Origin of the sequence: Ensifer sp. 22521, from assembly GCF_052044795.1 — a bacterium.
Taxonomy (GTDB): domain Bacteria; phylum Pseudomonadota; class Alphaproteobacteria; order Rhizobiales; family Rhizobiaceae; genus Ensifer.
In genome coordinates, this window is the sequence record NZ_JBQENM010000004.1 from 99,579 (window position 1) to 112,175 (window position 12,597).

10 protein-coding genes are annotated in these 12,597 nt (G+C 56.5%); 6 read left to right on the top strand and 4 right to left on the bottom strand.

Annotation, left to right across the window (positions count from 1 at the left end):
• Window positions 1-121: 121 nt before the first annotated feature.
• Window positions 122-1,432 (bottom strand): hypothetical protein, encoded by a 1,311-nt coding sequence (locus tag ACTJKE_RS06530; protein WP_060521638.1) that lies wholly within the window; start codon window positions 1,430-1,432, stop codon window positions 122-124.
• A 310-nt stretch (window positions 1,433-1,742) separates the two neighbouring features.
• On the opposite strand from ACTJKE_RS06530, the gene ACTJKE_RS06535 reads away from it, so the two are divergent.
• The 3 genes from ACTJKE_RS06535 (at window position 1,743) to ACTJKE_RS06545 (ending at window position 7,266) form a co-directional block, all read left to right on the top strand.
• Window positions 1,743-3,653: a P-loop NTPase fold protein gene (locus tag ACTJKE_RS06535; RefSeq protein ID WP_440691484.1), complete on the top strand. Its 1,911-nt coding sequence runs from the start codon at window positions 1,743-1,745 to the stop codon at window positions 3,651-3,653.
• A gap of 666 nt (window positions 3,654-4,319) precedes the next feature.
• A complete protein-coding gene (locus ACTJKE_RS06540; RefSeq protein WP_440691486.1) occupies window positions 4,320-6,194 on the top strand; it encodes a TRAP transporter large permease in 1,875 nt (624 codons plus the stop codon).
• Between the two features lie 79 nt (window positions 6,195-6,273).
• Window positions 6,274-7,266, top strand: coding sequence for a TRAP transporter substrate-binding protein (locus ACTJKE_RS06545; RefSeq protein WP_060521636.1), 993 nt, complete (start codon window positions 6,274-6,276; stop codon window positions 7,264-7,266).
• A gap of 535 nt (window positions 7,267-7,801) precedes the next feature.
• Here ACTJKE_RS06545 and ACTJKE_RS06550 read toward each other — a convergent pair.
• The 3 genes from ACTJKE_RS06550 to ACTJKE_RS06560 all read right to left on the bottom strand — a co-directional run bounded on the left by ACTJKE_RS06550 (window position 7,802) and on the right by ACTJKE_RS06560 (window position 9,960).
• Window positions 7,802-8,356 carry a hypothetical protein gene (locus ACTJKE_RS06550; RefSeq protein WP_060521634.1) on the bottom strand — a complete coding sequence of 185 codons (555 nt, stop codon included), beginning with the start codon at window positions 8,354-8,356 and terminating at the stop codon, window positions 7,802-7,804.
• A 1-nt stretch (window position 8,357) separates the two neighbouring features.
• Window positions 8,358-8,903: a hypothetical protein gene (locus ACTJKE_RS06555; protein ID WP_060521633.1), complete on the bottom strand. Its 546-nt coding sequence runs from the start codon at window positions 8,901-8,903 to the stop codon at window positions 8,358-8,360.
• A gap of 208 nt (window positions 8,904-9,111) precedes the next feature.
• The gene (locus tag ACTJKE_RS06560; protein ID WP_060521632.1) at window positions 9,112-9,960 is read right to left on the bottom strand and encodes an SDR family NAD(P)-dependent oxidoreductase; all 849 of its coding nucleotides are present in this window, start codon (window positions 9,958-9,960) and stop codon (window positions 9,112-9,114) included.
• Between the two features lie 423 nt (window positions 9,961-10,383).
• Here ACTJKE_RS06560 and ACTJKE_RS06565 point away from each other — a divergent pair, with 423 nt between their 5' ends.
• The 3 genes from ACTJKE_RS06565 (at window position 10,384) to ACTJKE_RS06575 (ending at window position 12,571) form a co-directional block, all read left to right on the top strand.
• On the top strand, window positions 10,384-11,067 hold the full coding sequence (locus tag ACTJKE_RS06565) for a GntR family transcriptional regulator (protein ID WP_440691489.1): 684 nt from the start codon (window positions 10,384-10,386) through the stop codon (window positions 11,065-11,067).
• A 141-nt stretch (window positions 11,068-11,208) separates the two neighbouring features.
• Window positions 11,209-12,048 (top strand): NAD(P)-dependent oxidoreductase, encoded by an 840-nt coding sequence (locus tag ACTJKE_RS06570; protein WP_440691622.1) that lies wholly within the window; start codon window positions 11,209-11,211, stop codon window positions 12,046-12,048.
• A gap of 94 nt (window positions 12,049-12,142) precedes the next feature.
• Window positions 12,143-12,571 carry a carboxymuconolactone decarboxylase family protein gene (locus ACTJKE_RS06575; RefSeq protein ID WP_197423400.1) on the top strand — a complete coding sequence of 143 codons (429 nt, stop codon included), beginning with the start codon at window positions 12,143-12,145 and terminating at the stop codon, window positions 12,569-12,571.
• Window positions 12,572-12,597 lie beyond the last annotated feature (26 nt).

Consider the following 12,597-nt stretch of genomic DNA (forward strand, 5'->3'; position numbering starts at 1 on the left):
GCGAATCGCTTTGGCCTACGGCTTCTCATTAGAATAGATCGATTTCTTCTAATGTGCGTTGCAAAGCTTTGTTAAAGCGTTCGAAAATGAAATCCGAAGGCTAGAGGCGTCTCACGTCTGCCTATGGGAGAAAAGGAACCCCGGCGTCGAGAAGCTGATCAAGCTTTGCCTCTCGGGTCCCCGACAACGACGCTGCATCGTCCACGAGCCTTCTTGCGACGAGTCGTGCGAGGCTGCGCGCGCGGATACGCTGTTGCGTTGAAATTGGCGCAATCCCGCCTCTTCCGTGGACGAAAGTACTTCTGAGGTCGAAAAGCTCCTGGTAGTCCGCTACGCAACTGGGGTCCCGCAGCAAAGCGGCCAGTCTCGCCGCGACCCTATCCGTGGAGGACACGTCTTTGTGCGGATCAGGCTTGGGGCGCAGTTTCCTTTTGTGATCGCTGATGGTTCCAAGCCCGGCCTCTATCGTGGTCATATGGGCCATGATCTCGTCGATGTCGTCCGCCAGGAAAGCTCGGACGAGGAAGTGACCGACTGGGGTTTCGAACAGTGCAGTGGTTCGTGCCTTCTCAAATGCGGACCATGTCTCGCCAACAAACTGCAGCCATTGAGACTCGTAACCGTCGTCGAGCGGAATGATTATTGCCCGCTCATCACCGGTCTCATTGTCCCAGTGATCGTACTCGGGTTCCGTCGCAAGGGTAGTTGGGCTTTGCGGTACCGTCGGCCCGACGAAGAGGTCATCGTCCAGCGAGTATATCCAGGGCAATCGAAAACCACGCCAACCCGCTTGTTGGTATCGGACCCATTCTTCCCAGGGAGCAAGGAGAAGGAAGAACAGGGCGACCTCGACGGCTTGCGGGAAGCGGCCGAGGTGTGGGTTGATCTCTCCTAGATCACGGCTGAAATCCATGGATAGGAATGGCAAGGCGCGTTGCAGTGGGGGCGCCTTTACGATGACTTCTTCCTCGACGACCAACCAGCGAAATTTGGCGTAGTCCCTTAGAGCCAAGCGATATCCGGGAAAGTACCTTCGAAGACGTTTCGCGTCCATGAACTCACCAAGCTCAGCGCTCGTAAATTGTCCTGCGCGGCTTGTGCCGAACACGACTTCCGGCAGGTGGTCTGCGTACTCAAGAGGACAGAGATGGCGGCGGAGAACTGTTTTCCGGAGATACGCGTCGTGGAGCCTTTCGGCCGCCTTTGCTGGATGAAGACACAATTCCTTCGCATCGGGTGGCAGCATACAGGGAACGCCAAGCGATCGGAGAGCGTTCGCAAGCGCATAACCGCCTTTACCTTGCGCGTAGACCCGTTCGCAAACGGCGTCTAACTCAAGGACCTCTGGCGTTTTTCTGAGCTCGATTGATTGCAGGGACGGCATCGCCCAGACATTTTCGATCGCGCGAAGGACTTCCGATGGCACGTACATGTAAAATCCGCATGGAAGGCTAAAGATGACGACGCACCGCGGTTATGAGGAGACCAGCGGTCAGGATTCCCACGATTGCGATTGAACGGCTTCGTCCCAAGCAACCTCCAATGCAATCCGTAGTGTTTGTCTAGCGCGTAGGTGGCGTTGGGACAATCGGTGTGTCACACGGGGCACGTTGCGTACACGACCTCGCCTTGCACTGGTGGGCATTGCTTCAATGCGGCTCGCAATTTCGCCAGAAGTGATTTATCAGCGTTAAGAAGAACCAATAAGTCCATGCATTCGTTAATGTAATTAGGGGACGGCTTTGAGCGGACAGGAAAGCGCGACCGAGTATTTGGATTATTATCTCGATCAGCAGGCAGAGCCGGATTCTGCCGTTTTGTTGGAAGGGCCTTGGGGGTCGGGGAAAAGCTATTTCATCGCGAATTATTTCAAGGAACGGCTGGCCAAGGCTCGCAAGGCCGATGCTCTAGCCGTCGATCCGCTCATTCACGTGACACTTTTCGGGGTCAAAGACCTCGCTGAGATCACGACGCAGATGTTCGAAAAGGCACACCCGATCCTGGGAGGGAAGGCGGCGAAGGTTGTAAACACCGTCCTCTCTCGAGCTGTCGGCGCACTTGGGGTAACTGCCGACGCCAAAGAGAACGCGACCCTTCTGCAAGATCTAACTCTGAAGCTTGACGGACGCGTGCTTGTTTTCGACGACCTTGAACGCTCGCACCTGCCTCTGGTGGAGGTGATGGGCTATATCAATCGTTACGTAGAACACAACAAACTGAGGGTTATTGTTGTCGCGAGCGAGGCTGATATAGCCTCTCATGAGAGGCAGGACTATTCCAGACGGAAGGAAAAACTGGTCGGGAAAACGATACGCGTTGGTTCCGATCCCCAAAACGTGCTCGACAATCTTCTCCAGAACCTCGACTGCAAAGAAGTTGTTACAGCTGTTCAGACTGCGCGGGATGATCTTCTCTTAACGTTCAAGGCCTCGAAGAAGCAGAATTTCAGAAGTCTTCGTTCGATCCTGTTCGATTTCGAACGGTTGGTAACTGCGACTGATCCGAGGCTGCGGTCCAATCCTCAGGCTCTACGTGTCCTGCTGCTCTATATGGTGGCCGTTGGAATGGAATTCCGGAGTGGGACTTTGGATGACGGTTCGCTGCGGTCACTGCGAACAGATATTCGGTCGGTTGGACGTCGGCAGGACGATCCGGACGAGGTGAACGGGCAGAACATTGGGCAACGCTATGAGTTGGTTGCATGGAATGATCCGATCATTCCACCAGCCCATTTGGCGGACCTCTTCTCTAGCGGGGCCGTGGATGTTCCGGCTGTCAATGCCTTCCTAAGTGAGCATCCGGCCGTCGTCGGGCACCGCGTCGCACCTCCGTGGCGTCGCCTGTGGAGCTGGTACGAGCTAACTGCGACAGACTACAAGACGGCAAGAGACGAACTCGTCCGGCAGCTTTCGGGGCGTGAGGTAGTTCATCCGGGGCAGATTTTGCACGCAGCGGGGACCATTATCCGATTGAGGGGCTACGATGATGATCTACTGAATGGTGTGCCGACCGAAGACTATTTCCAAAAGTATCTCGACGATGTTGTCGCAGAAGGGAAGCTGACCCCTGCGCATGAATTGTTCGGGATGATGGCGGGCTCGTATGGCAGCTTGGTGTATAATGAAGTGGAGAACCCCGAGTTTTTGCCCATTCACGCGCTAGTCGAGAAGGCGTCCCAAAAGGCGCTTGATCGCAAAATGGCGCTAGAAGCCGGTGAACTGCTGTCATCGTTGCGCACGTCGACTGACCACTCATCGAAGTTGATCGAAACAGGGTTGGACAAGAAGAACTATGGTGGTGTCGCAGTCCTTCATCACTTGGGAGTCGACACGTTTGCCGACCTGTTGATCGATGATGGCTCGCCAAATGACAAGCTTTTCGCCTCTCTTCATGAACGGTATCGCGGCGGGTATGATGACGAGTTGGCGCCGGAGTTCCCATGGTTGGCCAGATTGAGAACGGAGCTCGAGCGACGAGCCGCTGCGGCGCTTCCACCGCACAAGGCTCTTTGCGAAATGCGTATCGAGTATTGGTTTCAGGAGGTGGCCGGGAAGATCGCCGCCTTCAACAAGTCGCGCCAACAGACGAAGCCTAGCCTAGCGACGTCGCGGAAACCGGCAGCTCACAAGCGAGCACGGAAAGATGCGAAGTGACGGTATGGGCTACCAAGGTCTTCAGTCCGTGCTCCTCATGTTCTGACTGATCTGCGTGTCGCTCCAGAACGCGGCAGCGAATGATTGCCGCCCAGACCGCGACCTATGTCCGGCGTATGTCCGGTGCATTCGCAGTCATCGCTGAAGGTCAGCTCGGCACCGATAATTGGGGATCTCGACAACAAGTCGACGATCGGTGGAGCTTTTGGCCTCCGACTGCCACGGCTTGCTCTTTTCTACCTCCGAGCTGTTGCGGACCCTCTTTACGGCCCATCGGCCACTTCATTGCTCACAACAAGCCGCTCGTAGCATTTGGGGCGGTGGCAGCATCGCTCGCCGAAACTGGCGTTTCGATGGCCCGTTCTCCGAGCCCCCACTTTCCTCGACTTGCCGCCGGTTGCCAATCGCGTTCCGCTAAAAAAGCGCTTGTGTTTATGGGTATGACATCATACCTTATACCTACGCGCTGAGGAGTGAGCGCGTGACGCCTGTGGGAAGGCGCTCTTCAAACATCACTACGGGCCGGAAGCCGAGCGGCTTTCCGGGAGGAGGCTTGCGCCCTCAGGGTGCTGTCGGTGACTACTGGGAGGATAAATCGTTGAGGAACAAACGACTGCGTTGCGTCAGTGCGCAAACGAGCACGCTTGCCCGAATGGGGAGGCTGCCATGACTGTTCACGGAACCATCCAAGATGTAGGCGAGCAGACGTCGAGCTTGGCAGCCGTGGCACGGCGGATCGAGGGCGCGTTGGTAAAGTGCCTGGAGGTCCCGGTAGCACTTTTGGTGCTCTGCGAGATACTTCTTCTGTTCTCCGCCGTCGTCGCTCGCTACGTCTTCCACATGCCGTTGGTCTGGTCCGACGAACTGGCCTCAATCCTGTTCCTGTGGCTTGCCATGCTTGGCTCGGCGGTCGCCTTTCAGCGGCAGGAGCACATGCGCATGACGGCGCTGGTGACCGCGCTAAAGGGTGACACACGACGCTTTGTCGAACTCGTGTCAGTTGCCGCGGCACTTGCCTTTCTTGTGCTGATCCTGCCCGCTTCCTTCGAGTATGCCATCGAAGAGTCCTACATCTGGACGCCCGCGATGGATATTCAGAACTCTTGGCGTGCCTCTGCATTGCCAACCAGTTTTGCTTTGATGTTCGTATTCGCGGTGTTGCGGCTCCTGCAGAGCTCTAATCTCCGTCTTGCCCTAGCGGCAGTCGTCGCCGTTGCCGCCATCTTTTGCCTTTTCTGGGCACTGAAACCCGTTCTCGCGGGGCTCGGGAATTTGAACCTTCTGATCTTCTTCGTCGGGGGCGTGGCCGCTTGTGTGTTCGGTGGGGTGCCAATCGCCTTCTCGTTCGCGATCGCCACATTCGGCTATCTCATTCTTACAACCAGAACTCCGCCGTTGATCATTGTCGGCCGGATTGACGAAGGTGTCAGTCACTTGATCCTTCTCGCAATCCCGCTGTTTGTCTTTCTCGGTCAGCTGATCCAAATGACGGGTATGGCTCGTGCAATGGTCGCGTTCCTTGCCAGCCTCCTTGGTCATGTTCGCGGCGGGCTCCACTACGTCTTGGTCGCGGCGATGTACCTTGTATCCGGGATTTCCGGATCGAAGGCCGCTGACATGGCTGCCGTCGCTCCCGTCCTGTTCCCCGAAATGAAAGCGCGCGGCGCTGACGAAGGCGATCTGGTCGCGCTTCTTTCGGCTACGGGTGCCCAGACTGAAACGATCCCGCCCAGCATCGTCTTGATTACGGTGGGGTCCGCGACCGGGGTATCGATCGCCGCGCTGTTTACGGGCGGTCTTCTTCCCGGACTTATTCTGGCGATTACCCTTTGCTTCCTCGTTCGGTGGCGCTGCCGGAACGACGATACCAGCCAGGTCCAGAAGGCAAGCCGGCGGCAGATCGGAAAGTTGCTTCTCGCCGCTCTTCCGGCGCTCGCGCTTCCGTTCGTCATCCGCTCCGCCGTCATCGAGGGCGTCGCGACGGCGACGGAGGTCTCCACGATCGGCATTGCATACTCAGTCATTGCCGGCCTTCTGTTCTACCGTCAGTTCGAATGGCGGCGGCTCAAGCCGATGCTTGTGGAGACGGCTAGCCTTTCGGGTTCGATCCTTCTGATCATTGGCGCGGCCACCGCGATGGCTTGGGGCTTGACCCAATCTGGCTTCTCGACGGCTCTAGCGCAAAGCCTCTCTGCTCTCCCCGGAGGTGCGGTGACGTTCATGATTGTCTCGATCGTCATCTTCATCATCCTTGGCAGCGTGCTTGAGGGTATTCCCGCGATCGTCCTGTTCGCGCCGCTCCTGTTTCCGGTTGCCCATCAACTCGGGATCCACCAGGTGCACTACGCGATGGTGGTGGTGCTGGCGATGGGTATCGGGCTCTTCGCTCCGCCGTTCGGGGTTGGCTACTACGCCGCCTGTGCAATCAGTCGGGTGAGCCCGGATGTGGGGATGAAGCCGATCGTTGGTTACATCATCGCCATGGCCATTGGCCTCGCTGTCGTCGCTGCTGTTCCGTGGCTCTCGATCGGGTTCCTGTAATCCGACGTCATTCATCAACATTCACAAAATTCATTAGGAGGAGAACGAAATGGTAAATTTGACTAGACGCGCATTCACTATGACGACCACTGTCGGTCTCGGAGCCGCTACGCTCGGCTTTTCGGTGAAGCGTGCGGCCGCTGCTGAGTACTCACTGAAGTTCGCGTTCAACCTGGCCGAAACCCACCCGATCACAGCGCGTGCGAGGGAGGCCGCAGCGCGCATTCAGCAGGAAACAAACGGACGGGTGGAACTGCAGGTCTATCCGAACAACCAACTCGGCAGCGACACTGATATGCTGTCCCAGGTGAGGGCAGGCGGCATCGATCTGTTCCTGAACTCCGGCATTAACGTGCTTTCAACGATGGTTCCCTCAGCGTCTATCTACGGCCTCGGCTTCATTTTCCCGGACTATGATACCGTTTGGAAGACCATGGACGGCGAACTTGGGGTCGCGCTTCGCAAGCTCATCGAAAAGGTCAACCTCCTGCCGATGGAGAAGATGTGGGACAACGGGTTCCGGCACATCACGACTAGCACCCATCCCGTCAACTCGCCTGCGGACCTCGAGGGCATGAAGATCCGCGTGCCTGTGGGGGCGCTTTGGACTTCCATGTTCCAGACGTTCGGAGCCGCTCCCGCGTCGATCAACTTCAACGAACTCTACTCAGCGCTGCAAACGAAAGTCGTCGACGGCCAAGAAAACTCCCTCGCGAATATCAAGACGGCCAACATCGTCGAGGTTCAGAAGTTCTGCGCATTGACCCGCCACATGTGGGACGCATTCTTCTGCGTCGCGAACAAGCGCAACTGGGAAGGCTTGCCGCCGGATGTGCAGGAAGTGGTCAGCCGCAACATCAACCAGGCCGCGCTCGACGAGCGTCAGGACATGGCGAAGCTATCGGAGTCCCTCAAGGACGTATTGGCGAAACAGGGCCTCGTGTTCAATCAACCAGATACCGAGCCATTCCGCCAGAAGCTGCGGGATGGTGGTTTCTATACCGGTTGGCGCGAAAAATATGGCGAAGAACTGTGGGCCATTCTGGAAAAGACCGTCGGCAAGCTCACCTAAGTCAGTCAATTCAGCTCCCAGCGGACGGAAACCCTGCCGTCCGAACTCCAGGTCCCGCGAATTTCGCGGGACCTTTTTTTGGCATTAGCTGCTTAACGCGAACTGGCCGGCGTGAGTGACGCTCGGCCACATCGTCAGTTTGGATGTACCGCACCCTGGCCGGGAAGTTGCTGAGGCGCGGCAGGCGGTTGAGGTGCGAACCACTCGGCCACCCACTTCACGAACTCGATTATGTCCTTCAGCGGTTCGTACTTGCACGCCGCCCCGATGACGAGGAGTGACGTCGCGGACGCCAAGGTCAGGACTGCTGCCAAGCCTGACCTGGACAGTACGAACGCGCACGTCACTGCCACGAAGATGCGCTCATGCCACGCGGCGCAACTTCGATACATCTTCACGCAGTGCCTGCTTTTTTCTTTCAGTCCCTGAAAGCCAAACAACCCAGTATCCCGCGCGAAGTGTAGGATATACAAGTTGAAAATCAGTACGCATACAATCGCGCAGAAGCAGAGTGTTTGGTCAGACAAGTGATCCTCTATGGCTTTTGGAGGAACGTGATGTGGAATTTCGCCAAGTGGGTAGTTAGCAACATTGCTGTTTCCGGGTAGTGCACTACGTACGATTGTATAGCGGTTTCGGTTGCCAGGAGTTTTGCGTCGGCGCGCCTAGCTCTCGTCCAGTTGTTGAACGCCGACTCCAGAAGAACGTTAAGGGCTGCCCAAACCGCGATTCCCATGATCACCGCGCATCCCACGAGGATGATACCCGCCAGAATCATGGCGTTTTCCGAGGTAACAAGCCCCGCTCGGAGTGCTCCGGCGGTTCCGAGGGCAACCACCAACGGACCGGCTCCCATAATAACGAATTTCCGGAGCTTTCCTTTCACGACACGTGGTGAATCTTCCCGCTCCACGGTCGCCAGATACCCGTCGATGGCAGCCGATTTCACTTTCACCCTTGAAATCAATTCATTGACCGCGATGCCGCTTTGAGCCAGTTCCAGATCGACATCCTTGTGGTCCATTTCCAAAACGCGGAAATTATCTGCGTCCGCCGGGTGCCCAATGCTGAGGTTCAGGAGATGTGCCATCTTACTTTCTCTCACCCTGCGCAAGGTAGTCCTCTGACGCCCGTCGCAGTCTCTTTTTGATCGAGTGAACGTTCTCGATCGTGATATCCAAACTCTCTGCCAACTCGCGTGGACGTTCTACACCCAGTAGGATCATGGCCGAAGCAACGTCGGCCAGTGCGCTATCGCGGTTCCTGAGGAAGGAGAGGAAAGCACTGATCTCGTCGCGGTCGATCGTCGTTTCTTCTGGGCTTGGCTCGTTGGACGCCAACGATTCAACTGCGGCCTCGTCAAGGCTCTCGCTCTTAAAAGCCGCAGACTTGCGGACAAGATTGTAGAGGTCACTCGACACCACGCCCATCAAGTGCTGTGTCAGACCCACTTCCTCTGGTCTCCATTGCCTTGCGCCGCTCATTGTTTTTCCGACGGCGTCAAACACCAAATCCTCTGCGGAAGTGCCGGCCCCCGCAAAAGGTCTCTTTTTCATAAGACGAACCGCGAAGAGGAGGACGCGCGGTAGAACCTGATCCCACTGAATTTCACTCCACACAATGCCCTCTGAGGGCATATCGAACTCCGATCATAAGAAATGCGTTGTCTACCTACATATGCTCATGGGATGGTAGATATTGCCATGCAACCGAAAATTTTTTCTGATTGCGAGCGCCGTCGGATCCGTACGGTGTACGGCCGCCCGACGGCCGGTCCAGTTGGGAATGCCAAATATAGTGTTTCCACGTAGGGTTTCATAGGCCATTCGTCTGTCCGCGCCCGATCTACGCCTTCAACCACGCCGCAAACGCGGCCTTCCACTCCGGATGCCACCGGGACAATGCCGGTCGGTTTTCGATCATGTCATCGGCGGCCCATCGAATACGCTTGGCGTCAATTGCCGAGGTGACCTCGTTGTCCGGGCAGATCACGTAGAACTCGTCGTTGTACAGCCCTTGGAAAAGTCGTTCGATTACCTGTTCCGCAGTCCACGGAGCCGAAGGCTTCTCGTCGGTGACCGGATTCACTCCGGGGAAGTTCATCGGTGTCCAGGTGTAGCCCGGGACAAGCAGATGGGCAGAGACACGACCATCGGTGACCTTCAGCAGTTCGTGGGACAACTGCTCCGTCAGAACCTTCACTCCTGCCTTCGCGACTGAATAGGCGGCGTTGCCGGGAGGAGTGGTAATGCCCTCCTTGGACCCGAGGTTGATGACCGCCGAAGGACGGGGAGCCTCAATCATTTGTGGTACGAAAAGATGCTGGGCGGTTAGGATCCCTCCAAAATTCACGTCTAGCTGTCGCTTCCACGCCGACGGGGCGTCCCATGGCCCAGCGCCCTTTATAATACCTGCGTTGTTCATGAGGATCGCGACATCGCCGAACCGTTCGAGGGTTTCATCACGTAACCGGCCCAAATCCGCCTCATCAGCCACGTCTCCGATGATCGCAAGCACTCTCACGCTAAATTCGTTTGCGAGCGCCATCAGCGTCTGCTCGTCTTTGTCAAAGAGAACAAGATCCATACCTTTGGCTGCAAAAGCTCGAGCAGCGCTTGCGCCAAGTCCCTTGGCGGCACCTGTCACTACCGCCACTCTGCCGGGTGCAAGTATTGCATTCATCCGTTCTGTCATTGTTGGTTTGTCGCTTCCTGAGTTACTTTAACCTGCGATGCGATCGCGGTCGGCGGCAATGGTCTTGTGAGATGCCGAACCTCGCGGCGTGCCGACCATCCCATTTGATCAAACCGCTTCTTTGGGCCTCGCTACCCAAATCAAGATTGTAGTTGACGCCGTTGCGGCCATGGGACGCGCTTGAATATAACCGTGCCGTCGACTTTCGTATGCAGCATTCCGTTGTACGGAGCGATGAAGAGCATTCATCGAAAGATGCTGGAAACTAGGTTGTCGATCAGTCCCTGCGCCGATGTGGTGCTGGAAATATTGCTTAGCCACCGCGGATCATCAGACAATCCAAGTTGATATCCACGGGGAAAGCCGCCATATGTATTCAGAAAGACGGTTATGCGGCTGTGCGGCCGCTTGTTGGTGATGGTGATGCAGACAGATCTACAGATTGTGAGACAAAGTGCTTCCCTGCGCGTAAAGGTCGAAGAGACTCTTCGTCAAGCGATTGCAACCGGCCGGTTTAAGCCGGGCCAACGCTTAGTCGAGCGTGAGCTGTGCGAGATGCTAGGTGTCGGCAGGACCTCAGTTCGGGAAGCACTCCGCCAACTTGAGGCTGAGGGGATCATCACAAGCTATCCGCATAAGGGGCCGGTAGTCAGCACGATCACTTACGAGGAGGCGGCCCAACTTTACACAGTTAGAGCGCTTCTGGAGGGATTTGCAGGGCAGCAGTTTGCAGAACACGGTACGCCCGCGGATATTGCGACACTTCAGGCTGCCGTAGTTGAGTTCGAAGCCGCCGCCGCGAGCGGGGTAGGTAGCCGTCTGATCGACGCGAAGAATGCTTTCTATGACTGTTTGATGGATGGCGGCAAAAACACGTTCGTTAGACAGATGCTTACCTCACTACACAACAGGATCAATCTTCTCCGTATGACGTCGATGACACAACCGGGACGGTTGGCGCACAGCATCGCGGAAATCAAAGAGATTGCAGAAGCTATCAAGAACCGTAACGGTCCGCTGGCTGCCGCCGCCTGTAAGCATCATATCGACCAGGCTGCAAAGGTGGCGCTGGAGTACTTGCGAAAGAACGCGGCCAACGAATCTTAATTTTGCGATTGACAGATTGTCTGATAATCCGTTTATTCGCTTCTGAAGAAGACAGGCGCTGCAATCGCTTGTTTGAACTCGGAGGAAACATTGTCAGCGACAGTCAACACACCGCGTATAGCCTTCATCGGGCTGGGCGCGATGGGCCAGCCTATGGCTCAACATCTTATCTCAGCAGGTTTCGACGTCTCCGGATTTGATCTCTCGGAAGACGCTAGGCAAAATCTCGCGAGAGCAGGCGGCCGCGCCGCCGAATCGATCTCCGATGCCATGGCTGGCACTGACTTCGTCATCACCATGCTTCCGAATGGCAAGGTCGTCCGCGACGCCCTTTTAAGGGGAAACGCCTACGAAGGGCTAAAGCCCAATGCCCTCGTCATAGACATGAGTTCATCGGCTCCGAACGATACCAGGGAACTCGGCGGCGAGCTGGCTGCCCGGGGTCTCAGGCTAATCGACGCTCCCGTATCTGGCGGCGTCAGGCGGGCCGTCTCTGGCACATTGACCATCATGGCGGGAGGGGCGGAGGTTGATATTGCCGAGGCGGAAGCCATCCTGAAACCGCTGGGATCGCAGATATTTAAGACGGGACCCATCGGATCAGGCCATGCGATGAAGGCCATCAACAACTTCGTCTCCGGCGCTGGCGTACTGGCGGCGATTGAGGCTGTGATCCTTGGCCGTTCCTTTGGACTCGAGGCCGATACGGTCGTTGACATCCTCAACTCTTCCTCGGGCAAGAACAACGCAACCGAGGTCAAGATGAAGCAATTTGTCTTGTCGGAGACGTTTGGATCCGGCTTCGCTCTCGGGTTGATGGCGAAGGACATCCGTATCGCCGCGGACCTCGCGAAAACGCTCGGGCTTCGTCTGGAAACTCTCGCAAGCACTGCGGACGCATGGGATGCGGCTCAGAAAGACCTCGGGCCTGCAGAAGACCATACCCGGGTCATCCAGTACCTGAAGCATCACGCAAAATAAGCCATCAGCGTCGTCTATGGGTGTTAAAATGATTTGACAGATTGTCTGACAATCTGTCAATATCATCTAACCGAATGCTAGGGAGCTTTATGGAATGACCGCAACGGAAGCAGCGAAACTAAAGACCAGCGGCAGAGAACGGCCGGTGCCGTCTGAGCAATTTGCTCATGGACTTGCGACGCGTCGTGAAGTCATGGGGGATGCATACGTCGACGCCGCACTTGGAAAGGCGACCGACTTCACATGGCCCATGCAGCAGCTAGTCACCGAGTACTGCTGGGACACGATCTGGAACCGCCCCGGTCTCGACAGGCGTTCGCGGTCCATCCTCAATCTGGGAATGATCTCGGTTCTGAACCGCCCGCACGAACTCAAGGGGCACGTCCGGGGTGCGATTAACAACGGTCTGACCAAGGAAGAAATCCAGGAAATCTTCCTGCAGGTAGCGATCTATGTGGGCGTACCTGCCGGAATCGATAGCTTCCGCCACGCCCAGGAAGTGTTCAACGAAATGGGAATCTGAATTCGTCGTCGCCCTGGGAGGGGCGA